Source organism: Streptomyces shaanxiensis (genome assembly GCF_039537145.1).
Taxonomy (GTDB): Bacteria; Actinomycetota; Actinomycetes; order Streptomycetales; family Streptomycetaceae; genus Streptomyces; species Streptomyces shaanxiensis.
In genome coordinates, this window is the sequence record NZ_BAAAZY010000010.1 from 769,105 (window position 1) to 790,873 (window position 21,769).

A 21,769-nucleotide genomic window follows, 5' to 3' on the forward strand; every position below is an offset into this window, starting at 1 on the left:
GGGGACCTCACTGGGACGGAGCGGTGTAGAGGGGCAGACGGGGGTCGACGGGCTGGTCCGGCCAGGTGCCGCGGACCCAGGCGTGATCGGGGTGGTCGCAGATCAGCCAGGCGCGCTCGGCCTCGGGGCCCGCCATGACGTTGAGGTAGTACATGTGGTGGCCCGGCACGGCCATGGAGGGCCCGTGCCAGCCGTCGGGGATCAGCACGACGTCGCCGCCGCGCACCTCGGCCAGGACGTCGGTGTTGCGGCCGTGTCCGGAGGGCGAGACGCGCTGGTAGCCGAGGCCGGGGGTGCCCTCGTGGTCGGCGAACTCGAAGTAGTAGATCTCCTCGAGGACCGACTCCTCGCCGGGGCGGTGCTCGTCGTGCTTGTGCGGCGGGAAGGACGACCAGTTGCCGCCCGGGGTGATGACCTCGACCGCGATGAGCTTGTCGCACTCGAAGACCCCGGCCGCGCCGAAGTTGTTGACCTGGCGGCTGCTGTTGCCCGTGCCGCGCAGCTCCACCGGCACCGACGACGCCGGCCCGTAGCGGGCGGGCAGCCGCCGGGAGCAGCGCGCACCGGTCAGCGCGAACCGTCCGCCTCCGGTGGACGAGACGGTCGTACGGGCATCGCGCGGCGCGTACGCGAAGTCGCTCACGCCGCTGAACACGCTGTCACGGCCGGTCAGCCGGAACGTGTCATGGCCGAAATCGTCCGCCGTCTCCACCGTGCAGCCGCCGCTCAGCGACAGCACGATCCACTCGCTGTCACCGGTGTCGAAGGTGTGCGAGCCGCCGGGCGGCAGCTCCAGGACCTTCAGGCTGGAGTAGCCCCAGCCGGCCTTCTCGGGCGTGACGTCCACGACGTAAGGGCCGCCGAGCGCCTTTCCCGCGGGAAGGTGATACGTCATCGTGTTCCTCCGTGTCACAACAGGCCGACGGCCGTGTCCACCGCCGTCTCCACGCTGCCCTCGGCCGGGTAGAGCAGCGAACGGCCGACGACCATGCCCTGGACGGTGGGGAGCTGGAGCGCCTTGCCCCAGCGCTCGTACGCCCCCGCTTGTTCTTCGGCGGAGCCCCCGACCTCACCGCCGAGCAGAACGACGGGCAGCGTGGACGTCTCCAGAACCTCGGCCATGTCCTCGGGGTCATCGGTGACGGGCAGTTTCAGCCAGGTGTAGGCAGAGGTGCCGCCCAGGCCCGACGCGATGGCGATCGACTTGGTGACGGCCTCCGCGGACAGGTCGTTGCGCACCTTGCCGTCGATCCGCCGGGAGATGAACGGCTCGACGAACAGCGGGAGCCGGAGCGCGGCCATGTCGTCGATGGCGCGGGCCGTGGACTCCAGGGTGGTCAGCGAGCCAGGGTCGTCGTAGTCGATGCGGACCAGCAGCTTGCCCGCGTCGAAGCGCAGCCGGGCGATGTCCTCGGCGCGGTGGCCGGTGAAGCGGTCGTCCATCTCGAAGGACGCTCCGGCCAGGCCGCCGCGGTTCATGGAGCCCATGACAACCTTGTCGTCGAGGACGCCGAGGAGCAGCAGGTCCTCCAGGATGTCGGCGGTGGCCAGCACTCCGTCCACGCCGGGCCGCGACAGCGCGATGCAGAGACGCTCCAGCAGATCGGCCCGGTTGGCCATCGCCAGGCGCCGGTCGCCGACGCCGAGGGCACCGCGGGCCGGATGGTCGGCGGCCACGATCATCAGGCGGCCGCTGTCACCGATCAGCGGACGGCGCACCCGGCGGGCGGCGGCCTCGGCGATCGCCTCGGGGTGCCGGGCTCTGACCGCGGTGAGGTCGGGGATGGTGATGCTCAAGTGAAGCTCCGTTTCAGGGGTGGCTCGGCCGGGAGTCACGACGCCCGTGCGAGGAGGTCCTCGACCTCGGACTCGGTGGGCATCGCCGAGGAGCAGGCCAGGCGGGAGGCGACGAGGGCGCCGGCGGCGTTGGCGTAGCGCATGGTTTCGGCCAGATCCCAGCCGGACAGCAGCCCGTGGACCAGCGAGCCGCCGAAGGCGTCGCCCGCGCCGAGGCCGTTGGCCACCTCGACCGGCACCGGCGGCACCTCGGCCTGGGTACCGTCGCGGTGCACTGCCAGCACGCCCTTGGGGCCCTGCTTGACGACCGCGAGCTCCACACCGGCCGCCAGCAGCGCCTCGGCGCAGGCACGCGGCTCGCGGACCCCGGTGGCGACCTCGCACTCGTCGAGATTGCCGACCGCGACGGTCACGTGCCGCAGGGCCTCCGCGTAGTACGGGCGGGCCTCCTCCGGATCGCGCCAGAACATGGGGCGCCAGTCGAGGTCGAAGACCGTGGTGCCCGCCTTGTCGCGCGCCTTGAGGGCGGCGAGGGTGGCGGAGCGGCTCGGCTCCTCGCTCAGGCCGGTGCCGGTGATCCAGAAGACGCGGGCCGAGCGGATGGCCCAGTAGTCCAGCTCGTCGGAGTGTATCTCCAGGTCAGGCGCCTTAGGCTGCCGGTAGAAGTACAGCGGGAAGTCGTCCGGCGGGAAGATCTCGCAGAACGTCACCGGCGTCGGGTACGCCGCGACGGGCGTCACCCAGCGGTCGTCGACGCCGAAGTCCTTGAGGGCTTCGTGCAGGTAGGCGCCGAAGGGATCGTCGCCGGTGCGGGTGATCACGGCGGTGGTTCGGCCGAGCCGGGCGGCGGCGACGGCGACGTTCGCGGCCGAGCCTCCGAGGAATTTGCCGAACGTCTCCACCTGCGTCAGAGGTAGGCCAGACTGCAGGGGGTAGAGATCGACTCCTATCCTTCCCATCGTGATCAAGTCGAAGGGCTTGGCTGACTCGGCCATGCGTAACGCTCCTAGAGCTGGGCTGGGGGTGGGGCCCCCAGGGGGCCTGCCGCCTCCCAGGTGTAGGACGTGGAGGCCGACGCTGTCAATACTTTGTACTTACATTCGGACCTGCTTGTGAAATGATGTCTTAACAAAGTATTGACAGCGCGCGCTTTCAGGGACTTGGATCCCGTCTCAGCGAAACCGCCGTGTTCCACGGCACACGACCCGGGCTTCTCCCACTGGTCCGGGCCATCGATCCCAGTGATCGTCCCTTTCCCCCGTCGCAACACCCCGTCGCACAGTGAGGTGCTGGAAAGATGGACCGCTCTTACTCTCGCTCCCGCAGACTGGCCCCCGTGGTGGCCGTGGCCGCAGCGGCAGCGCTGACGCTCGCCGGATGCTCCAGCAGCTCCGGCGGCAAGGAGGCCGAGGAGAGCGCGCAGGGCGCCTCCGCGGGCAAGGCCGACACCCCCCGTATGAAGGTCGCCCTGGTCACGCACCAGGCGGCCGGTGACACCTTCTGGGACATCGTCCGCAAGGGTGCCGAGGCCGCCGCCGCGAAGGACAACGTCGAACTGATCTACTCGGCCGACCCGAACGCGGGCACCCAGGCCAACCTGGTCCAGAACGCGATCGACCAGAAGGTCGACGGCATCGCGATCACCCTCGCCAAGCCGGACGCCCTCAAGGACGTCGTGGCCAAGGCGAAGAAGGCGAACATACCCGTCGTCGGCCTCAACTCCGGTGTCAGCGAGTGGCAGAAGCTCGGCCTGATGGAGTTCTTCGGCCAGGACGAGACCGTGGCCGGCGAGGCGCTCGGCAAGCGGCTGAACGAGGCCGGCGCCAAGAAGGCCGTCTGCGTGATCCAGGAGCAGGGCAACATCGGCCTCACGCAGCGCTGCGACGGCGTGAAGAAGACGTTCGAGGGCACCACGGAGACCCTCAACGTCAATGGCACCGACATGCCGTCCGTGAAGTCGACGATCACCGCCAAGCTCAAGCAGGAGGGCGACCTCGACTACGTCGTCACGCTCGGCGCCCCGTTCGCGCTGACGGCCGCGCAGTCGGTCGAGGAGACGGGCAGCAAGGCGAAGGTTGCCACCTTCGACCTCAACAAGCAGCTGACCGGAGCGATCAACGAGGGCTCCATCGAGTTCGCCGTCGACCAGCAGCCCTACCTCCAGGGCTACCTGGCGATCGACTCCCTGTGGCTCTACAAGAACAACGGCAACTACATGGGCGGCGGCGAGCAGCCGGTGCTGACCGGCCCGGCCTTCGTCGACAAGACGAACGTCGAGACGATCGACAAGTACGCCGCGAAGGGCACTCGGTGATGAGCATGACCCAACAGGCTGAGCCGGCGGTGACCACACCGCCGGCCCCCGGCCCGGGCAAGGAAAAAGACGGGCGGACGGCCGAACGCCCGCTGGCGTTGCGGTTGTTGGCCCGGCCCGAGGTGGGTGTCTTCCTCGGCGCGGTGGCGGTGCTGGTGTTCTTCCTGATCACGGCGCCGCCGGTGCGGGACGGCAGCTCGATGGCCAACATCCTGTACCAGTCGTCGACGATCGGGATCATGGCCCTGCCGGTCGCGCTGCTGATGATCGGCGGCGAGTTCGACCTGTCCGCCGGTGTCGCGGTGATCACCTCCGCGCTGACGGCGAGCATGATCAGCTACCAGCTGACGATGAATGTCTGGGTCGGCGTGATCGTCGCCCTGATCGTGTCCCTGGGCGTGGGCCTGTTCAACGGCTGGATGCTGGTGAAGACCGGTCTGCCGAGCTTCCTGGTCACCCTCGGCACCTTCCTGATCCTGCAGGGCGTGAACCTGGCGGTGACCAAGCTGGTCACCGGCAACGTGGCCACGGACGACATCAGCGACATGGACGGCTTCGAGCAGGCCAAGGCGCTCTTCGCCTCGTCGTTCGACGTCGGTGGCGTCAACGTGAAGATCACGGTGGTGTGGTGGCTGGTGTTCGCGGCCATCGCCACGTGGGTGCTGCTGCGCACCAAGTACGGCAACTGGATCTTCGCCGTCGGCGGCAACCAGCAGTCCGCCCGCGCGGTCGGTGTCCCGGTGACCTTCACCAAGATCTCCCTGTTCATGCTGGTCGGCTTCGGCGCCTGGTTCGTCGGTATGCACCAGCTGTTCTCGTTCAACACCGTGCAGTCGGGTGAGGGCGTCGGCCAGGAGCTGATCTACATCGCCGCGGCGGTCATCGGCGGCTGTCTGCTGACCGGTGGTGCCGGTTCCGCGATCGGCCCGGTCTTCGGCGCGTTCATGTTCGGCATGGTGCAGCAGGGCATCGTCTACGCCGGCTGGAACCCGGACTGGTTCAAGGCGTTCCTCGGCGTGATGCTGCTCGGCGCCGTCCTGATCAATCTGTGGGTCAGCCGCACGGCGACCAGGAGGTGACCGCAATGACATCCACCAACGAAACCGGCACCCACGGCGCCGTCGTCGCCGACAAGGCCCCCGAGAAGGACGCCCCGATCGTCGAACTCCGCGGCGCCGGCAAGTCCTACGGCAACATCCGTGCCCTGCACGGCGTCGACCTGAAGGTGTTCCCCAGTCAGGTCACCTGTGTGCTCGGCGACAACGGCGCCGGCAAGTCGACCCTCATCAAGATCATCTCGGGTCTGCACCAGCACACCGAGGGCGAGTTCCTCGTCGACGACGCCCCCGTGCGGTTCTCCACCCCGCGTGAGGCTCTCGACAAGGGCATCGCCACCGTCTACCAGGACCTGGCCGTGGTCCCGCTGATGCCGGTGTGGCGCAACTTCTTCCTCGGCTCCGAGATGACCAAGGGCCCCTGGCCCGTGCGCCGCCTCGACATCGAGAAGATGAAGAAGACGGCCGACCAGGAACTGCGCAACATGGGCATCGTCCTGGACGACCTGGAGCAGCCCATCGGCACGCTCTCCGGCGGCCAGCGCCAGTGCGTGGCCATCGCCCGCGCCGTCTACTTCGGCGCCCGCGTCCTCATCCTGGACGAGCCCACCGCCGCCCTCGGCGTCAAGCAGTCCGGCGTGGTGCTGAAGTACATCGCCGCCGCCCGCGACCGCGGCCTCGGCGTCATCTTCATCACCCACAACCCCCACCACGCCTACATGGTCGGCGACCACTTCAGCGTACTGCGCCTCGGCACCATGGAGCTCAACGCCTCCCGCGACGAGGTCAGCCTCGAGGAGCTCACCAACCACATGGCCGGCGGCACCGAACTCGCCGCACTCAAGCACGAGTTGGCCCAGGTGCGAGGCGTGGACGTCGAGGAGCTCCCGGAAGAGGAAGACCTCACCGCACCCGTGGCGACGGCACCCGAAGGGAAGTCCTGACATGCCCCCTGTGCTGGACCGCATCCGGGTCGGCTCCGCCCCGGACTCCTGGGGCGTCTGGTTCCCCGACGACCCCGTACAGGTGCCCTGGGAACGCTTCCTGAACGAGGTCGCCGAGGCCGGCTACTCCTGGATCGAGCTGGGACCGTACGGCTACCTGCCGACCGACCCGGCCCGCCTCACCGACGAGGTGAACCAGCGGAACCTGAAGGTCTCGGCGGGCACGGTCTTCACCGGCCTGCACCGCGGCCCGTCCGTCTGGGAGTCCACCTGGGAGCACGTCAGCCAGGTCGCCGCGCTCACCCAGGCGATGGGCGCGAAGCACCTGGTGGTGATCCCCTCCTTCTGGCGGGACGACAAGACCGCCGAGATCCTGGAGCCGCCGGAGCTCACCGGCGAGCAGTGGGCCCACCTGACCAAGGGCATGGAGCGGCTCGGGCACGAGGTGAAGGAGACGTACGGCCTCGACATCGTCGTGCACCCGCACGCCGACACCCACATCGACACCGAGGCCCACGTCGAGCGCTTCCTCGACTCGACCGACTCCGAGCTGGTGAACCTCTGCCTCGACACGGGTCACTACGCCTACTGCGGCGGCGACAGCGTCAAGCTGATCGAGACCTACGGTGAGCGCATCGGCTATCTGCACCTCAAGCAGGTGGACCCGGAGATCCTCGCGGACGTCGTCAAGAACGAGGTTCCGTTCGGGCCGGCCGTCCAGCGCGGCGTGATGTGCGAACCCCCGTCCGGCGTACCGGAGTTGGGGCCGGTCCTGGAGGCCGCGCAGAAGCTCAACGTGGACCTGTTCGCGATCGTCGAGCAGGACATGTACCCCTGCGAGCCGGACAAGCCGCTGCCCATCGCGGTGCGTACCCGCAAGTTCCTGAAGTCCTGCGGCGCCTGACGACCCGAAAGGACGGCCGATCGTCATGACCCAGCGTCCGGAAACGCTCGGAGTCGCAGTCATCGGTACCGGAAAGATGGGTGCGGACCATGTGCGCCGCATCCAGGAGGTCACCAGCGGGGCACGGGTGACCGCCGTCGTGGACGTCGACGCGGAGCGCGCCAAATCGGTCGCCGCCCGCGTCGACGGCTGCACCGCCCACACCGACCCGGCCGCGGCGATGGCGGCGGCCGACGTCGACGCGGTGATCGTCGCGTCCCCCGGCCCCGCCCACGAGGCGGCCCTCCTCGCGGCCTTCGAGCACGATCTGCCGGTGCTGTGCGAGAAACCCCTCACCCCCGACGCCACGGCCGCGCTGCGCGTTGTGGAGGCCGAGCAGAAGCTGGGCCACCGCAGGGTCCAGGTCGGTTTCATGCGGCGCTACGACGCCGAGTACATGAAGCTCAAGGCCCTTCTGGAGACGGGCCAGTTGGGCAGACCCCTCATGCTGCACAACCGGCACCGCAACGTCGCGAGCGCGCCCGGCTGGACCAGCGAGATGCTCATCAACGACTCGGTGACGCACGAGATGGACGTGACGCGCTGGCTGCTCGGCCACGAGATCACGGCCGTCACCGTGCTGGCGCCGACGCCCTCCGGGAACGCGCCGGACGGCATCCGGGACCCGCAGTTCGTGCTCTTCGAGACCGACGGCGGCGCCATCGTCGACGTCGAGATCTTCGTGAACTGCGGCTTCGGCTACCAGGTCCAGGCCGAAGTGGTCTGCGAGCGCGGCACCGCACGCGTCGGCGACGGCCACGCCATGGTCACCAACGCGGCCGGCCGCTGGGGCGGCACCATCGCCCAGGACTTCGTCGAACGCTTCGTGGACGCCTACGACCGTGAGGTCCAGGCCTGGGTCGACGCCACCCGGCGCGGCGAGGTCGTCGGGCCGAGCGCCTGGGACGGCTACGCGGTCGCCGCGGTGTGCGAGGCGGGCGTACGGTCGCTGCGGGACGGCGGCCGGGTCGCCGTGGAACTCGTCGACAGGCCCGCGCTGTACGGGGGGTGACGGGCCGTCGGCTCGAACCCCACGCGCGCGGACGGCTCCGGCGAGAACCCCGGGGCGACAGGACGGCTGAGGGCCGGGGAGATGCTCCCCGGCCCCTTCTCGTGCCTGCGGGTCAGCCCGCGAGCGCCGTACGCGGCCGTGGGTCGAACCCGGCCGCGCGGTACGCCTCGTCGATCAGCGTCATCGTGGCCAGCGCGTCCTCCGCGTCCAGTGCGAGGGGCGCGTCCCGGCGGATGTGCGCGGCGAACGCCTCCAGCTGGTAGGTGTACGACGAGCGCGTGCCCAGCCGCTCCGTCCGCTCGCCGTCCGCCGTACGCACCACGACCCGGTCGTCGCGGTGCGGCAGCACGAAGTTCGGCGCGAACGCCTCGCCCTGCGAGCCGACGAGCCGGCAGCTCATCGCCAGGTCGTCGTAGGCCATGTGGCAGCGCGCGGACGCGGTCACCCCGCCGGGGAAGTCCAGCTCGGCGTCCAGCCACTCGTCGACACCCGGCGCACCCGGCCGCTCACCGCCGCGCGCGGAGACCAGGCGCGGCGCACCGCCCGCCCAGGGCGCGAGCATCCGCACCGCGTGCAGGCTGTAGCAGCCGAGGTCCATCACGGCGCCGCCCGCGAGCGGCAGCGACCAGCGCGGGTCGGCGTCACCGGGGGCGGGTATCGCCACCAGTGTCTCCACCCGCTGCAGGTCGCCGAGTTCGCCGCTCGCCAGGATCTCGTGCAGGCGCCGGGTGACCGGGTGGAAGAGGTAGTGGAACGCCTCCATGAAGACGGTCCCGGCCTTCGCCGCCGCCTGAAGCACCTCGGCCGCCTCCTCGGCGTTGCTCGCCGACGGCTTCTCCGACAGGACGTGCTTGCCGGCCGCGAGAGCGGCGAGGTTCCACGGCCCGTGCAGACCGTTGGCGAGCGGGTTGTAGATCACCTCCACCTCGGGGTCGGCGAGCAGGTCGGCGTAGGAGTCCACCACCCGCTCCACGTCGTGCTCGTCGGCGAACGCCTCGGCGCGGGACCGGTCGCGCGCGGCCACCGCGACGAGGCGGTGGCCGGTCGTGCGGGCCGGGCCGACGAGGGAGAGCTCGGTGATGCGTGCCGCGCCCAGCACTCCGATGCGCAGCGGCTGCGGGCTCGAGTCGTTCATCCCTGCCGTACCTCCTCGATCGTCACCGGACGGTGCTCGTGCAGCGACAGTGTGCACGCGTCGGCGATCCAGCCGGCCTCCAGGGCGTCTTCGATCGTGCACGGGGACGGCCGGGCGCCGGCCACGACCTCGGTGAACGCGGTGAGTTCGGCGCGGTACGCGGCGGTGAAGCGGTCCATGAAGAAGTCGTGCGGGGTGCCGGCGGGGAAGGTCACGCCGGGCTCGACCGACCTCAGCGGCAGCTTGTCCTCCAGGCCCACGGCGATGCTGTCCTGGAAGCCGTGGATCTCCATGCGGACGTCGTAACCCCGGGCGTTGTGCCGGGAGTTGGAGACCACAGCGATGGTGCCGTCGTCCAGGGTGAGGATCGCGCCGGTGGTGTCGGCGTCGCCCGCCTCCTTGATGTAGTCGGCGCCCCTGTTGCCGCCGACGGCGTACACCTCGGTCACCTCACGGCCGGTCACCCAGCGGATGATGTCGAAGTCGTGCACCGAACAGTCCCGGAAGATGCCACCGGAGGCGGCGATGTACGCGGCCGGCGGCGGCGCCGGGTCGAGCGTGGTCGAGCGGACCGTGTGCAGCTTGCCGAGCTCGCCGCTCTGCACGGCGGCGCGGGCGTTGACGAAGCCGGTGTCGAAGCGGCGGTTGTAGCCGATCTGGATCGGCACGTCGCTGCCCTGGACGGCCTTCAGCACCTCGACGCCCTCGCTCATGGTCTTGGCGACGGGCTTCTCGCAGAAGACGGGGATGCCCGCCTCGACGCCGGCCAGGATCAGCGCGGGGTGGGCGTCGGTCGCGGCCGCGACGACGATGCCGTCCACGCCGGCCGCCAGCAGGGCGTCGGGCGAGTCCACGACCTCGGCGCCGAACCGCTCCGCGGCTGCCTTGGCGGCGTCCGCGAACGGGTCGGTGACGACGAGGGAGTCGACCGCGTCGAGTCCGGAGAGGGTCTCGGCGTGGAAGGCGCCGATGCGGCCGAGGCCGAGGATGCCGATTCGCATGGGGGTGTTCGCTTCCTTGAGTACGGGTCTTGCGAGAGGAGAGTCAGGGGGGAGGTGGGCCTAGTCCATGCCACCCAGTACGTTCTGGTCCCAGTCGATCACCGAACCGGTGACCACCCCGGACCGCTCCGACAGCAGGAACACCACGAAGTCGGCGATCTCGTCCGGTTGCCCGAGCTTCCCCATCGGCAGCCCGGCGGCAGCCGACTCGCGCCAGTCGTCGGCGGCGCCGTGGAAGGCCTTCTGCGTGGTGTCCTCGCCCTCGGTCGCCGTCCAGCCGATGTTCAGGCCGTTGATCCGGATCCGGTCCCAGCGGTGCGCGTGGGCGGCGTTGCGGGTCAGCCCGATGAGGCCGGCCTTGGCGGAGACGTACGGCGCGAGGAACGGCTGCCCGCCGTGCGCCGAGGTGGTGATGATGTTGACGATCGTGCCGGGCGCCTTGCGGGCCACCATGTCCGTGACGGCGGCCTGCATGGCGAAGAACGGCGCCTTGAGGTTGATCGCGATGTGCTGGTCGAACAGCTCGGGCGTGGTGTCGAGCAGCGTGCCCCGTGACGTCAGCCCCGCCGAGTTGACCAGGCAGTCGATCCGCCCGTACGCGTCGACGACCTCGGCGACGGACGCCTTCGCCTGGTCGGCGTCGGAGAGGTCGGCCCGTACGAACATGGCCTTGGCTCCGTCGGCGGCCAGCTCGGCCACCAGCGCCTCGCCGGGTTCGGTGCGTCGCCCGGTGACGGCCACGACCGCCCCCTCGCGCACGGCAGCCCGCGCGATGGCGGCGCCGACGCCCTGGCTGCCGCCGTTGACGAGGACGACCTTGTCGTCGAGAAGTCCCATGGGTGTTCCGGGTCCTTTCAGCTCAGGCGCCGCTCGGCGCCGGCCCGCAGCTCGTCCCGCAGAGCCTCGGGAGTCCATTCCTCGCGCAGCGCCCGCCGCACGACGTCCGCCTGTGCGGGCGGGGCCAGCCCGTCCACCGGCGGATCGCTGTCGAGGTTCGTGGGGAAGGGGTACCCCTCGGCGCTCGCGGCGATCACGTTCGCCGACCATGCCTCGTCCGCGCCCTCGGCCTGCCGCCGCAGCAGCACGGGATAGACGGCGTTCGCGACCGCCTCGCGGTCCACCGTCTCCATCGCCCGCCCGAACGCGGAGGACACCTGGAGCAGGTTCGCCATGCGCCGGATGTCCGCCGACCGGTTGGTGCCGGCCGCGTGGAACAGCGCCGGGTTGAAGAAGGCCGCGTCGCCCTTGGCGAGCGGGAGCTGGACGTGGTGCGCCTCGAAGTACGCCTGGAACTCGGGCAGCCGCCAGGCCAGGTAGCCGGGCTCGTACGTCTGCGAGTACGGCAGGTACATCGTCGGCCCGGACTCCACCGGCATGTCGCAGTGCGCGACGGCGCCCTGGAGGGTGAGCACGGGGGAGAGGAGGTGGACGTGGGCCGGGTAGGCGGCCGCGACCTCGTTGGTGAGGAAGCCCAGGTGGTAGTCGCGGTGCACGGTCTGGGCGGCGCCGCCGGGGTTGACCACGTTGACCTGCGAGGTCACCTGGTAGCCGGGGCCGAGCCAGGCGGCCGAGACGAGCGCCAGGATGTCGTTGGCGTAGTAGTCGGCGAACGCCTCCGGGTCGTAGAGGGCGGCCTTCTCCAGCGCGTTCCAGACCCGGTCGTTGGCGCCCGGCTTGGCGAAGTGGTCCCCGGCGTTCGCGCCCGAGGCGCGCTGCTCGGCGATCAGCGCGTCGAACACGGCGCTGAGCCGGTCGACGATCACCGGGTCCGGGAAGGCGCCCTGGAAGACCACGATGCCGGGACCGTCGGTGAGGGCGCGGACCAGTTCGGCGCGCACCGCACGTGGGTCCCCGGCCGCGCGCAGGCGGTCGCTGTCGTAGACCAGTACGCCCTGCTCCACGGCGGAGGCGTACGGGTGGTCGGCGAGGTCGGTGGTGCGCTCGACGAGGTCACGGAAGGCGGCGAGGTCGCAGTCCTGCTCGGACAGCCACGGACGGCGTTGAAGGGACGTGTAGGACATCGGCGTCCTCTCGGTGACAGCGGCGACTCAGCGCTGTCATTCTTGTCATGACAATCCCCTCGAACAACCGGCAGGGGGCCATCAAAAACCCCTCAGGACCAACCCCGGGAGCAGCCACATGGGTCACCCCTTCCCGATCCGGGAGATCGCACGTCAGGCAGGCCTCAGCGAGGCCACCGTCGACCGGGTCCTGAACGGCAGGGGAGGGGTGCGGGAGAGCACCGCGCGGGAGGTCCGGCAGGCCATCGCCGACCTGGACCGGCAGCGGACCCAGGTCCGGCTGGTGGGCCGTACGTTCATGATCGACATCGTGATGCAGACGCCGGACCGGTTCTCCACCGCCGTCCGGGCCGCCCTGGAGGCCGAGCTGCCGGGCCTGCACCCGGCCGTGGTGCGTTCGCGGTTCCACTTCCGGGAGACGGGCCCGGTCGAGGAGCTGACGAGGACGCTGGACCGCATCGCCCGGCGCGGTTCGCAGGGCGTGATCCTCAAGGCGCCGGACGTCCCCGAGGTCACGGCAGCCGTCGTGCGGCTGGCGGAGGCGGGGATACCGGTGGTCACCCTGGTGACCGACCTGCCGTCCACGCCGCGCCTCGCCTACGTCGGCATCGACAACCGGGCCGCCGGGGCGACCGCCGCGTACCTCATGGGCCAGTGGCTCGGCGACCGCCCCGGCCATGTCCTCACCAGCCTCAGCAGCGGCTTCTTCCGCAACGAGGAGGAGCGCGAGATGGGCTTCCGCAGCGCCATGCGCGCCCGGCACCCCCAGCGCACGCTGGTCGAACTGGCCGAGGGACAGGGCCTGGACGCCACCCAGTACGACCTCGTGCGGGCCGCCCTGGAGCGTGATCCGGAGATCCGCGCGGTCTACTCGATCGGCGGCGGCAACATCGCGACACTGCGGGCCTTCGAGGACCTGGGCCGCGAGTGCGCGGTGTTCGTCGCGCACGACCTCGACCACGACAACACCCGCCTGCTGCGCGAGCACCGTCTGTCCCTGGTCCTCCATCACGACCTGCGCCAGGACATGCGCGAGGCCTGCCACATCGTCATGCGCGCCCACGGCGCGCTGCCGCCCGCGGGGCCCACGCTGCCGTCGGCGATCCAGGTGGTGACGCCGTACAACATGCCCACGCCCATCGGGTGACGATCGTGGGTGCGTGCCTGGCGTGTACGCCCGCTCGGCGGGCCCCGGCTCCCTACCGTCGTGCGCATGTGGAAATCGAATCCGGACGGCGGGCCCGAGCGGTTGGTGGCGCTCGCCGACGGCGTGTTCGCCATCGCCATCACGCTGCTCGTCCTGGACTTCTATGTGCCACGGGGACTCGACTCGGCGCAGTATCACGCCGCCCTGCACGAACTGATCCCGAATTTCGGTGCCTACGCGCTCAGCGTGCTGGTGCTCGGCGTCTTCTGGCGCGAACACCGGCGGATCTTCGGCTTCGTCCGGCAGATCGACGGGCAGGTGATCACGCTGTCCATCGTGAGCCTGAGTGTCGCGGCCCTGGTGCCCTTCCCCACCAAGCTCATTGCCGAGTACGGCAGGGAGCCCGTCTCGGTCGCCATCTACGCGGGAGCGGTCGCCGCGCTCGGCGCCGCCCACCTCGCGCTGATCCTCCTCCTGGCCCGGCGCCCCTGGCTGCGCGGCGAGGCGGCGCCACCGGAGGGCTTCCGGCTCTTCGCGGCCGACCTCGCGGTGACGGTGGTGGTGTTCCTGCTCAGCGTCCCGCTCGCGCTGGCCGTCGGCGCCGCGGCCATGTGGCTCTGGCTCGCCATGGCCCCGGTCAAGGTGGTCCTGGGGCTGCGGGCCGACAGGGCGCGCTGACGCCGGCCGTCATGCCTCCGGAGCCACGTCCACCCATGCGCCGCTCCGAGCCGACCGCACCATCGCGTCCAGTACGGCGGCGCTGTGCACGGCGTCCTGGAGGGTGGCCCCGTGCGGGACGCCCTCGGCGATGGAGCGCAGGAAGCGGTACGCCTCGATGACCTTGAGGTCGTCGTAGCCCATGGCGTTCGCCGCGCCCGGCTGGAAGGCGCCGAACTCGCCGTCGCCCGGGCCGACGTAGACCGTGCTGACGGGCTGGTCCTGGTAGCTGGTGCCGCGGCTGACGCCGAGCTCGTTCATCCGGCGGAAGTCCCAGAAGACCGCGCCCTTGGTGCCGTGCACCTCGAAGCCGTAGTTGTTCTGCTCGCCGACCGAGACCCGGCAGGCCTCCAGGACGCCGCGGGCGCCCGAGGCGAAGCGCAGCAGGCAGTTGACGTAGTCCTCGTTCTCGACCGGGCCGAGCTCGCCGCCGGTGGCCAGGGTGTGGCCGGCGGTGGCGCCGGTGGGGCGGGCGCGCTCGGGGATGAAGACGGCGGTGTCGGCGGTCAGGGAGGCGATGTCACCGAGCAGGTACCGGGCCAGGTCGGCGCCGTGCGAGGCGAGGTCGCCCAGCACGCCGCTGCCGCCGCGCTCCTTCTCGTACCGCCAGGTCAGGGCGCCGTCGGGGTGGGCGGCGTAGTCGCTGAAGAGGCGGACGCGCACGTGGGTGACGGTGCCGATCTCGCCGGAGGCGATGAGTTCGCGGGCGGCCTCGACGGCGGGCGCGTTGCGGTAGTTGAAGCCGACCGCGCCCTGCACGCCGGCCTTGGCGACGGCGTCGGCGACCGCCTGCGCGTCGGCGACCGTCAGGCCCACCGGCTTCTCGATCCAGATGTGCTTGCCGGCCTCGGCCATCGCGACGCCGATCTTGCGGTGCAGGAAGTTCGGGGCGGTAATGGAGACGGCCTGAACGCGCGGGTCAGCGGCGACCGCACGCCAGTCCCGGGTCGTGGCGTCGAACCCGAACTGCGCGGCGGCTTCCTCGGCCCGGCCCGGCACCTCCTCGGCGACGGTCACGAGCCGGGGCCGCACCGCCAGTCGCGGGTAGTGGTGCGGGAGGCGCGCGTACGCCTGACTGTGCACCCGGCCCATCCAGCCGAACCCGACGACGGCGACACCGAGCGAATCCACCATGACAGCCCCTCTTTGGACCGGTCCATTTTCTGTCCAGGCCACACTGGGGGCCATATCCGCTCGATGTCAACCTTTTGACAAGGCGCACGCAGCCGTGGAACGGTCCATCCCATGAGACCGCCGACGATCCGCGACGTGGCCGACCGGGCCGGCGTCTCCAAGTCGCTGGTCTCGCTGGTACTGCGCGGCTCCGACCAGGTGCGCCCGGAGAAGCGCGACGCCGTCCTGCGGGCCGTGCGCGAGCTCGGCTACCGGCCCAACACCGCCGCGCGCAGCCTCAGCGAGCGGCGCACCCGCACGGTCGGCGTCCTCCTGAACGACCTGCGCAACCCCTGGTTCGTCGACATGCTCGACGGCCTCAACTCGCTGCTGCACGACAACGGCCTGCACATGCTGCTCGCCGACGCCCGCCTCAACCGCCGCAGTGGCCAGGATCCCGCGGGCCCGCTGCTGGACCTGCGGGTCGACGGCCTGGTCGTGGTCGGCACGCTGCCCGACCCGGCCGCGCTCGGCACGGTGGTCGAACAGATGCCGGTCGTGGTGGCCGCCGCCCGCGAGCCGGTGCCGCCCGGCGTCGACGTCGTGGCGGGCGACGACGAGCGGGGCGCCCGCCTGGTCGCCGAGCACCTCATCGGCCTCGGACACCGGCGTATCGCGCACATCGCGGGGTACGGGGCGGTGGGCGAGCTGCGCCGCCGCAGCTTCGAGGCGACGTTGCGGGAACACGGCCTCGCGGACGAGGCGGTCGTCGAGCCCAGCGACATGACCGAGGAGGGCGGTTACCGCACCACCGTCCGGCTGCTCAGCCGCCCCGAGCGGCCCACGGCCGTCTTCGCCGTCAACGACATCGCCGCCATCGGCGCGCTGTCCGCGGCCGAGGAACTGGGACTGCGCGTCCCACGCGACCTGTCCGTCGTCGGCTACGACAACACGAGCATCGCCCGCCTGCGCCACGTGTGGCTCACCACGGTCGACAACACCAGCCACGAGGTCGGCCGCCGGGCGGCCCGCTGTCTGCTCGACCGGTTCGAGGGCGCCGGGGGAGCGGGCCAGGTCCATCTCGCGGTCCCCGCGCTGGAGGTCCGCGGAACGACGGCGGCTCCCGCGGCCACCGAACCCATGTGACGTACGCCACGTCCGGTTGCTGTCAGCGGGCTGTCCGGGAGAGGTCGGGCTCGTTCGCTTCGATGAGCCCCGGTGGGGCGGCCGCCCTACGGGACATCGGGCGAGGAGAGACGACCGTGAAGGACCGGGCGAAGACCGAGGTGTTGCTCAGCACCTCGGACCTGCGGGTGAGCACCGCGGCGACGACATGGCGGCATGTGGAGGCCGAGTACGTCGACGTCGTCGACGACATCCTGGCGACGCTGGCTCCCAGCGGGCCGTACGCGTACACCATCAGCCCCAGCGTGGAGGAGGGCAGGGAACTCCCCACGCAGCGCATCGTCACGACGTACGACGAGATCGCCGCCACCTACCGCAACATGCACCGCTTCTCCGCGGTGGTGGCCATCCGCCCCGTCGCCGAACTGCACGCCTCCTGGTACAGCTTCGTCAGCGGTGTGGGGCGCGGTCGGCTGAAGACGACCGGAGAGGAGACCGAGCGCCCGGTCATCGTGCTGTTCCCGACCATGGGCTCCGACGGCATCACCGGGGAGCTCTTCTGGGGCCGGACCCAGCAGAGCGTCATGCCGGGCGATGCGGCCGACGGGGTGCTGGCGAGCCGGTTCGCGGTGGCGGGGCTGCACGGGAGGCTTCTCGACGCGTACCGCGCCGGGGACGTCGACACGATCGTCGAGCTGGCGCACCCCGAGATCCAGACCGGTGTCCGGGACTATGTGGCGCACACCGGCACCCTGGTGGAACTGCACACCAAGGACGACCTGCGCTCGTACCTCGAGGACTTCTACGCCCACCACACCGTCCGTGAGATCGACGTCGTCGCCCAGCACTTCGACGACTGGTTCTTCTTCCACGAGCTGCGCTGGACGGTCGAGGCCCGGCGGGGCGCGCAGGCCGGCCAGGTCCTGCGCCACCACACCGCCGAGTACGCGGAGGTCTCCGGAACCGGGCTCGTGGTCGCGCACATCGGGCACGGCACGGACCAGCTGAGGATCGGCTGACGCCGGACAGTCGCGGGGCCCTGGCGCCGGAGATTCAGCCGACAAAATTGTTGACAATTATGTTTGGCTAGATTTACGTTCGACAGGCACTCACTCAGGGAGGGCACATGCCGAACGAAGCCCGTCCGAGCACCGGAGAGCAGGCCAAGCAGCACGCGCTCGCGCAGCTGCGGCAGGCGATCCTGCACGGCGAGATGGCACCGGCACAACGGCTGGTGGAGAACGAACTCGCCGAGCAGTTCGGTGTGACACGGGCCAGCATCCGCGCGGCACTCATCGACCTGGAGGCCCAGGGCCTGGTCGAGCGGATCCGCAACCGCGGTTCGCGGGTGCGGGTGGTGAGCGTGGAGGAAGCGGTCGCCATCACCGAGTGCCGTATGGCCCTGGAGGGGCTCTGCGCGGCCAAAGCCGCCGTCACGGCCAGTGACGAGCAGCTGGCCCGACTCGCCGACCTGGGCACGGCCATGACCAAGGCCGTGGCCGACGGCGAGCCGATGACGTACTCCGAGCTCAACCAGGAACTGCACGCCAGGATCCAGGAGTTCTCCGGTCAGCGGACCGCCGTGGAACTCCTGGAGCGGCTCAATGGTCAACTGGTGCGCCACCGCTTCCAGTTGGCGCTGAGGCCGGGACGTCCGCAGCACTCCCTGAACGAGCATCTGGCGATGATCGAGGCGATCAGGGCCAGGGACCCGCAGGCGGCCGAGGAGGCCGTCCGCGCCCATCTCACCAGCGTGATCGAGGCGTTGCGCGACTGACGCAGAAGCGCCGGACGCGGGGAGGCGGGCGTCCACCTGTCCAACAAGGAGAGAGCAGCAATGACTCAGGCCAACGCGCCCGCCACCCCACGCTCCACCCTCGTCATCACCGCACACGCCGGGGACTTCGTGTGGCGGGCGGGCGGGGCCGTCGCCCTGGCCGCCGCCCGGGGCGAGCGGGTCACCATCGCGTGCCTGACCTTCGGCGAGCGCGGCGAGTCCGCCAAGGCATGGCGCGAGGGCCGGGAACTGGCGGAGATCAAGGAGATACGGCGCGACGAGGCGGAGCGAGCCGCCGCCACCCTCGGCGCCGAGGTCCGCTTCTTCGACGCCGGCGACTACCCGCTGACCGCCACGGCCGAGCTGACCGACCAACTCGTCGCCGTCTACCGCGAGACCCAGCCCGACGTCGTCCTCACCCACCCCACCGAGGACCCGTACAACGGCGACCACCCCGCCGCCAACCGCATGGCCCTGCAGGCCCGGATCCTCGCTCAGGCCATCGGCTACCCCGGCGACGGCGACATCATCGGCGCCCCGCCCGTCTTCTACTTCGAGCCGCACCAGCCCGAGATGAGCGGCTTCAGGCCCGAGGTCCTGCTCGACATCACCGAGGTGTGGGACACCAAGCGCAAGGCCATGGAGTGCCTCGGCGCCCAGCAGCACCTGTGGGACTACTACACCGACCTCGCCGTACGCCGCGGCGTCCAGCTCAAGCGCAACGCCGGACCCAACCTGGGCCTGGCCCACCGGACCATGGCCGAGGCGTACATGCGCCCCTTCCCGCAGATCGCGAAGGAGCTGGCATGAGCGGCGTGATCGTCACCGACCCGCCGAAGGCGGAGCTGAAGGACGTCGACGCGCTGGCCGGCTTCGGCGTGGCGACGGTGAGCGAGGCGATGGGCCGAACCGGCCTGCTGGGCCCGGGGATCCGCCCGATCCAGCAGGGCGTACGAGTCGCGGGCACGGCCGTGACCGTGCTCGGCTGGCCCGGCGACAACCTCATGATCCACGCCGCCGTGGAGCAGTGCGGCGAGGGCGACCTCCTGGTCGTCACCACCACCTCGCCGTGCACGGACGGCCTGTTCGGCGAGCTGTTCGCGACCGCCCTGAAGCAGCGCGGGGTGCGTGGAGTCGTCCTCAACACGGGCATCCGCGACACCCAGGAGCTGCGGGAGACGGGCTTCGCCGCCTGGTCCCGCGCGGTCTCCGCGCAAGGCACCGTCAAGGCCACCGGCGGCTCGGTCAACGTGCCGATCGCCATCGACGGCCAGGCGATCCGCCCCGGCGACGTGATCCTCGCCGACGACGACGGCGTCGTGGTCGTCCCCCGTGAGCGCGCCCGCGAGACGGTCGCGAGGTCCGAGGCCCGCGAGGCCAAGGAGGCCGCCACCCGCGCCGCGTTCCTCGACGGCCAACTCGGCCTGGACCGCTATGGGTTGCGGGAGACACTGGTGCGGCTCGGCGTGACCTACAAGTCCTACGACGAGTATGTGCGCGAGGAGGCCGGGTCGTGACCCGGCCCGCGGAGCTCCGCTGCATGCTGATGCGCGGCGGCACCTCCAAGGGCGCCTACTTCCTCGCCGAGGACCTCCCCACCGAACCCGCCCTGCGCGACGCGCTGTTGCTGCGCGTGATGGGCGGCCCCGACGAACGGCAGATCGACGGACTGGGCGGCGCACACCCGCTCACCAGCAAGGTCGCGGTGGTCTCGCCCTCGTCGGACCCGGCGGCCGATGTCGACTACCTGTTCCTTCAAGTCGCCGTCGGGAAACCGGAAGTGAGCGACCGTCAGAACTGCGGGAACATCCTCGCGGGCGTAGGGCCGTTCGCCGTGGAACGCGGCCTGGTCCCGGCGGGGGAGGAGCGGACCTCCGTACGCATCCGCATGGTCAACACCGGCGACCTCGCCACCGCGACCTTCCCGACCCCGGGCGCCCGCGTCGACTACACGGGAGACGCCGAGATCTCGGGCGTGCCCGGTACGGCCGCTGCGGTGGTGATCGAGTTCCCGGCCGGCGCGGGCAGACTGCTGCCCACGGGCAGCCCGCGGGACATGATCGACGGCATCCCGGTGACCTGCGTGGACAACGGCATGCCGACGGTGCTGATGGCCGCGGCCTCCGTGCAGGTCACCGGCTACGAGACCCCCAAGGACCTGGAGGAGGACCTGACGCTCGCCGACCGGCTCCGCGCGATCCGGCTGAAGGCAGGCCACTTGATGGGCCTGGGCGACGTGTCGGACACGACGGTCCCGAAGCTCACCCTCCTCGCCCCGCCCCGGCACGGCGGCGCGGTCACCACCCGCACCTTCATCCCGGTCCGCTGCCACACCTCGATCGGCGTGCTCGGCGCGGCGAGCGTCGCCGCCGGACTGCGCATCGAGGGCGGCGTCGGTGCGGCGCTCGCGCGACTGCCCACCGCGGGCGACCGCATCCGCCTCGAACACCCCACAGGATTCCTGGACATCGACAGCAGCCTCACCACCGACCCCGACGGCCTGCCCGTCGCCCGCCGCACCGCCGTCGTCCGCACGGCCCGCAAGATCTTCGACGGCACTGTCTTCCCCCGGCCCGCCGAGACGGCCCCGACCCCCGCACACTCCCCTGGAGGCCCCCGATGACCCCGCCGCTCGGCGACATCGCCCACATCGGCCACGCCCAGCTGTTCACCCCGGACCTGGACGCCAGCGTCGCCTTCTTCACCGACTATCTAGGGCTCACCGTCAACGGCCAGGAAGGCGACACCGTCTACCTGCGGACCTTCGACGACTACGAGCACCACAGCCTGCTCCTCACCGCCCGCGACCGGCCCGGCCTCGGCAGGCTCGCCCTGCGCACCTCGAGCGAGGAGGCACTGCACCGCCGTATCAAGGCCGTCGAGGCCGCAGGCGGCTCCGGCAAGTGGGTCGAGGACGAGCCCGGCATCGGCAAGCTGTACCTCACCACCGATCCCGACGGGCACGAGCACGCCCTGTACTGGGAGAGCGAGTACTACCGGGCACCGGACGAGCTGAGGCCGGCGCTGAAGAACCAGCCGCAGGCCAAGCCCAACCGGGGCGTGGGAGTGCGGCGCCTGGACCACGTCAACTTCCTCGCCGCCGACGTGCTCGCCAACGCCGAGTTCCAGGAGCGGGTGCTGGGCGCCCGGCCGACGGAGCAGATCCAGCTGAACTCCGGGAAGATCGCGGCCCGCTGGCTGACCTTCACCGACAAGTCGTACGACGTCGTCTACACCTCGGACTGGACCGGCTCCACGGGCCGGCTGCACCACATCGCCTTCGCGACCGACACCCGCGAGGAGATCCTGCGCGCCGCCGATCTCGCCGTCGACAGCGGCGTGTTCATCGAGACGGGCCCGCACAAGCACGCCATCCAGCAGACGTTCTTCCTGTACGTCTACGAGCCCGGCGGCAACCGCATCGAGCTGTGCAACCCGCTCACGCGCCTCGTGCTGGCCCCGGACTGGCCGCTGATCACCTGGACCGAGGCCGAGCGGGCCAAGGGGCAGGCGTGGGGCCTGAAGACGATCGAGTCCTTCCACACGCACGGGACACCGCCGGTCGCCTGACCCGACACGCCCCGTCACTTTCCGGACGCCCGGAGCCGTTCCCGGACTGACCTCGGGCCCCCTGAATTGTCGCTGAGATTGTTGACAAAACTGTTGAC

Annotated in this window: 22 protein-coding genes; 14 read left to right on the plus strand and 8 right to left on the minus strand. The window is 70.8% G+C overall.

Annotation, left to right across the window (positions count from 1 at the left end; all coding sequences use genetic code 11):
• Nucleotides 1-7: 7 nt before the first annotated feature.
• From iolB to iolC, 3 genes are read right to left on the minus strand one after another with little or no spacing between them, the layout of a single operon-like run.
• Nucleotides 8-895 carry a 5-deoxy-glucuronate isomerase gene (iolB, locus tag ABD932_RS17435; RefSeq protein WP_345013624.1) on the minus strand — a complete coding sequence of 296 codons (888 nt, stop codon included), beginning with the start codon at nucleotides 893-895 and terminating at the stop codon, nucleotides 8-10.
• Between the two features lie 14 nt (nucleotides 896-909).
• Complete coding sequence (locus ABD932_RS17440; protein ID WP_345013626.1) at nucleotides 910-1,797, minus strand: Cgl0159 family (beta/alpha)8-fold protein; 888 nt, start codon at nucleotides 1,795-1,797, stop codon at nucleotides 910-912.
• A gap of 35 nt (nucleotides 1,798-1,832) precedes the next feature.
• Nucleotides 1,833-2,792, minus strand: a complete 960-nt coding sequence (gene iolC / locus ABD932_RS17445; protein WP_345013628.1) for a 5-dehydro-2-deoxygluconokinase — start codon at nucleotides 2,790-2,792, stop codon at nucleotides 1,833-1,835.
• A gap of 302 nt (nucleotides 2,793-3,094) precedes the next feature.
• Here iolC and ABD932_RS17450 point away from each other — a divergent pair, with 302 nt between their 5' ends.
• Genes ABD932_RS17450 through ABD932_RS17470 form a run of 5 tightly spaced genes read left to right on the plus strand, consistent with a single transcriptional unit; the run spans nucleotide 3,095 to nucleotide 8,065 of the window.
• The gene (locus ABD932_RS17450; protein ID WP_345013631.1) at nucleotides 3,095-4,111 is read left to right on the plus strand and encodes a sugar ABC transporter substrate-binding protein; all 1,017 of its coding nucleotides are present in this window, start codon (nucleotides 3,095-3,097) and stop codon (nucleotides 4,109-4,111) included.
• Complete coding sequence (locus tag ABD932_RS17455) at nucleotides 4,111-5,190, plus strand: ABC transporter permease (protein ID WP_345013634.1); 1,080 nt, start codon at nucleotides 4,111-4,113, stop codon at nucleotides 5,188-5,190. Before ABD932_RS17450 ends, ABD932_RS17455 begins: the two co-directional genes overlap by 1 nt.
• Nucleotides 5,191-5,195: 5 nt before the next feature.
• A complete protein-coding gene (locus tag ABD932_RS17460) occupies nucleotides 5,196-6,110 on the plus strand; it encodes an ATP-binding cassette domain-containing protein (protein ID WP_345013636.1) in 915 nt (304 codons plus the stop codon).
• Nucleotide 6,111: 1 nt separating this feature from the next.
• Complete coding sequence (locus ABD932_RS17465) at nucleotides 6,112-7,014, plus strand: sugar phosphate isomerase/epimerase family protein (protein WP_345013638.1); 903 nt, start codon at nucleotides 6,112-6,114, stop codon at nucleotides 7,012-7,014.
• A 25-nt stretch (nucleotides 7,015-7,039) separates the two neighbouring features.
• Entirely contained in the window at nucleotides 7,040-8,065 is a 1,026-nt protein-coding gene (locus ABD932_RS17470; protein WP_345013640.1) for a Gfo/Idh/MocA family protein, read from the plus strand.
• A gap of 112 nt (nucleotides 8,066-8,177) precedes the next feature.
• Here ABD932_RS17470 and ABD932_RS17475 read toward each other — a convergent pair whose 3' ends face one another.
• From ABD932_RS17475 to ABD932_RS17490, 4 genes are read right to left on the minus strand one after another with little or no spacing between them, the layout of a single operon-like run.
• Entirely contained in the window at nucleotides 8,178-9,200 is a 1,023-nt protein-coding gene (locus tag ABD932_RS17475) for a Gfo/Idh/MocA family protein (RefSeq protein WP_345013642.1), read from the minus strand.
• Entirely contained in the window at nucleotides 9,197-10,201 is a 1,005-nt protein-coding gene (locus ABD932_RS17480; RefSeq protein WP_345013644.1) for a Gfo/Idh/MocA family protein, read from the minus strand. The genes ABD932_RS17475 and ABD932_RS17480 overlap by 4 nt, the downstream gene beginning before the upstream one ends.
• 60 nt (nucleotides 10,202-10,261) lie before the next feature.
• Nucleotides 10,262-11,038, minus strand: a complete 777-nt coding sequence (locus tag ABD932_RS17485; protein WP_345013646.1) for an SDR family oxidoreductase — start codon at nucleotides 11,036-11,038, stop codon at nucleotides 10,262-10,264.
• Nucleotides 11,039-11,055: 17 nt separating this feature from the next.
• Nucleotides 11,056-12,222, minus strand: a complete 1,167-nt coding sequence (locus ABD932_RS17490; protein WP_345013648.1) for a phytanoyl-CoA dioxygenase family protein — start codon at nucleotides 12,220-12,222, stop codon at nucleotides 11,056-11,058.
• A 118-nt stretch (nucleotides 12,223-12,340) separates the two neighbouring features.
• On the opposite strand from ABD932_RS17490, the gene ABD932_RS17495 reads away from it, so the two are divergent.
• Nucleotides 12,341-13,369, plus strand: a complete 1,029-nt coding sequence (locus ABD932_RS17495; protein WP_250085070.1) for a LacI family DNA-binding transcriptional regulator — start codon at nucleotides 12,341-12,343, stop codon at nucleotides 13,367-13,369.
• A 66-nt stretch (nucleotides 13,370-13,435) separates the two neighbouring features.
• Nucleotides 13,436-14,047, plus strand: a complete 612-nt coding sequence (locus tag ABD932_RS17500) for a TMEM175 family protein (protein WP_345013652.1) — start codon at nucleotides 13,436-13,438, stop codon at nucleotides 14,045-14,047.
• Nucleotides 14,048-14,056: 9 nt separating this feature from the next.
• Here the strand turns inward: ABD932_RS17500 and ABD932_RS17505 are convergent, their stop codons facing one another.
• Nucleotides 14,057-15,220 carry a Gfo/Idh/MocA family protein gene (locus ABD932_RS17505; RefSeq protein ID WP_345013655.1) on the minus strand — a complete coding sequence of 388 codons (1,164 nt, stop codon included), beginning with the start codon at nucleotides 15,218-15,220 and terminating at the stop codon, nucleotides 14,057-14,059.
• A 111-nt stretch (nucleotides 15,221-15,331) separates the two neighbouring features.
• Between ABD932_RS17505 and ABD932_RS17510 the strand changes: the two genes are divergently transcribed.
• From ABD932_RS17510 to ABD932_RS17540, 7 genes are all read left to right on the plus strand, one after another.
• Nucleotides 15,332-16,345, plus strand: a complete 1,014-nt coding sequence (locus ABD932_RS17510; protein ID WP_345013657.1) for a LacI family DNA-binding transcriptional regulator — start codon at nucleotides 15,332-15,334, stop codon at nucleotides 16,343-16,345.
• Nucleotides 16,346-16,461: 116 nt separating this feature from the next.
• Complete coding sequence (locus ABD932_RS17515; RefSeq protein WP_345013659.1) at nucleotides 16,462-17,343, plus strand: hypothetical protein; 882 nt, start codon at nucleotides 16,462-16,464, stop codon at nucleotides 17,341-17,343.
• A gap of 107 nt (nucleotides 17,344-17,450) precedes the next feature.
• Entirely contained in the window at nucleotides 17,451-18,101 is a 651-nt protein-coding gene (locus ABD932_RS17520) for a GntR family transcriptional regulator (RefSeq protein ID WP_345013661.1), read from the plus strand.
• Between the two features lie 60 nt (nucleotides 18,102-18,161).
• The gene (locus tag ABD932_RS17525) at nucleotides 18,162-18,911 is read left to right on the plus strand and encodes a PIG-L deacetylase family protein (protein WP_345013663.1); all 750 of its coding nucleotides are present in this window, start codon (nucleotides 18,162-18,164) and stop codon (nucleotides 18,909-18,911) included.
• A complete protein-coding gene (locus ABD932_RS17530; RefSeq protein ID WP_345013665.1) occupies nucleotides 18,908-19,618 on the plus strand; it encodes a 4-carboxy-4-hydroxy-2-oxoadipate aldolase/oxaloacetate decarboxylase in 711 nt (236 codons plus the stop codon). The genes ABD932_RS17525 and ABD932_RS17530 overlap by 4 nt, the downstream gene beginning before the upstream one ends.
• A 23-nt stretch (nucleotides 19,619-19,641) precedes the next feature.
• Nucleotides 19,642-20,724, plus strand: a complete 1,083-nt coding sequence (locus ABD932_RS17535) for a 4-oxalomesaconate tautomerase (RefSeq protein WP_425587486.1) — start codon at nucleotides 19,642-19,644, stop codon at nucleotides 20,722-20,724.
• The gene (locus ABD932_RS17540; protein WP_345013669.1) at nucleotides 20,721-21,671 is read left to right on the plus strand and encodes a catechol 2,3-dioxygenase; all 951 of its coding nucleotides are present in this window, start codon (nucleotides 20,721-20,723) and stop codon (nucleotides 21,669-21,671) included. The genes ABD932_RS17535 and ABD932_RS17540 overlap by 4 nt, the downstream gene beginning before the upstream one ends.
• Nucleotides 21,672-21,769: the final 98 nt, after the last annotated feature.

Coding starts and splice junctions, on each gene's coding strand:
- ABD932_RS17500 (WP_345013652.1), top strand. CDS start 13,436: ATGTGGAAATCGAATCCGGACGGCGGGCCCGAGCGGTTGGTGGCGCTC.
- ABD932_RS17520 (WP_345013661.1), top strand. CDS start 17,451: ATGCCGAACGAAGCCCGTCCGAGCACCGGAGAGCAGGCCAAGCAGCAC.
- ABD932_RS17510 (WP_345013657.1), top strand. CDS start 15,332: ATGAGACCGCCGACGATCCGCGACGTGGCCGACCGGGCCGGCGTCTCC.
- ABD932_RS17535 (WP_425587486.1), top strand. CDS start 19,642: ATGCTGATGCGCGGCGGCACCTCCAAGGGCGCCTACTTCCTCGCCGAG.
- ABD932_RS17485 (WP_345013646.1), bottom strand. CDS start 11,038: ATGGGACTTCTCGACGACAAGGTCGTCCTCGTCAACGGCGGCAGCCAG.
- ABD932_RS17475 (WP_345013642.1), bottom strand. CDS start 9,200: ATGAACGACTCGAGCCCGCAGCCGCTGCGCATCGGAGTGCTGGGCGCG.
- ABD932_RS17460 (WP_345013636.1), top strand. CDS start 5,196: ATGACATCCACCAACGAAACCGGCACCCACGGCGCCGTCGTCGCCGAC.
- ABD932_RS17495 (WP_250085070.1), top strand. CDS start 12,341: ATGGGTCACCCCTTCCCGATCCGGGAGATCGCACGTCAGGCAGGCCTC.
- ABD932_RS17525 (WP_345013663.1), top strand. CDS start 18,162: ATGACTCAGGCCAACGCGCCCGCCACCCCACGCTCCACCCTCGTCATC.
- ABD932_RS17470 (WP_345013640.1), top strand. CDS start 7,040: ATGACCCAGCGTCCGGAAACGCTCGGAGTCGCAGTCATCGGTACCGGA.
- ABD932_RS17465 (WP_345013638.1), top strand. CDS start 6,112: ATGCCCCCTGTGCTGGACCGCATCCGGGTCGGCTCCGCCCCGGACTCC.
- iolB (WP_345013624.1), bottom strand. CDS start 895: ATGACGTATCACCTTCCCGCGGGAAAGGCGCTCGGCGGCCCTTACGTC.
- ABD932_RS17505 (WP_345013655.1), bottom strand. CDS start 15,220: ATGGTGGATTCGCTCGGTGTCGCCGTCGTCGGGTTCGGCTGGATGGGC.
- iolC (WP_345013628.1), bottom strand. CDS start 2,792: ATGGCCGAGTCAGCCAAGCCCTTCGACTTGATCACGATGGGAAGGATA.
- ABD932_RS17455 (WP_345013634.1), top strand. CDS start 4,111: ATGAGCATGACCCAACAGGCTGAGCCGGCGGTGACCACACCGCCGGCC.
- ABD932_RS17490 (WP_345013648.1), bottom strand. CDS start 12,222: ATGTCCTACACGTCCCTTCAACGCCGTCCGTGGCTGTCCGAGCAGGAC.
- ABD932_RS17530 (WP_345013665.1), top strand. CDS start 18,908: ATGAGCGGCGTGATCGTCACCGACCCGCCGAAGGCGGAGCTGAAGGAC.
- ABD932_RS17450 (WP_345013631.1), top strand. CDS start 3,095: ATGGACCGCTCTTACTCTCGCTCCCGCAGACTGGCCCCCGTGGTGGCC.
- ABD932_RS17540 (WP_345013669.1), top strand. CDS start 20,721: ATGACCCCGCCGCTCGGCGACATCGCCCACATCGGCCACGCCCAGCTG.
- ABD932_RS17480 (WP_345013644.1), bottom strand. CDS start 10,201: ATGCGAATCGGCATCCTCGGCCTCGGCCGCATCGGCGCCTTCCACGCC.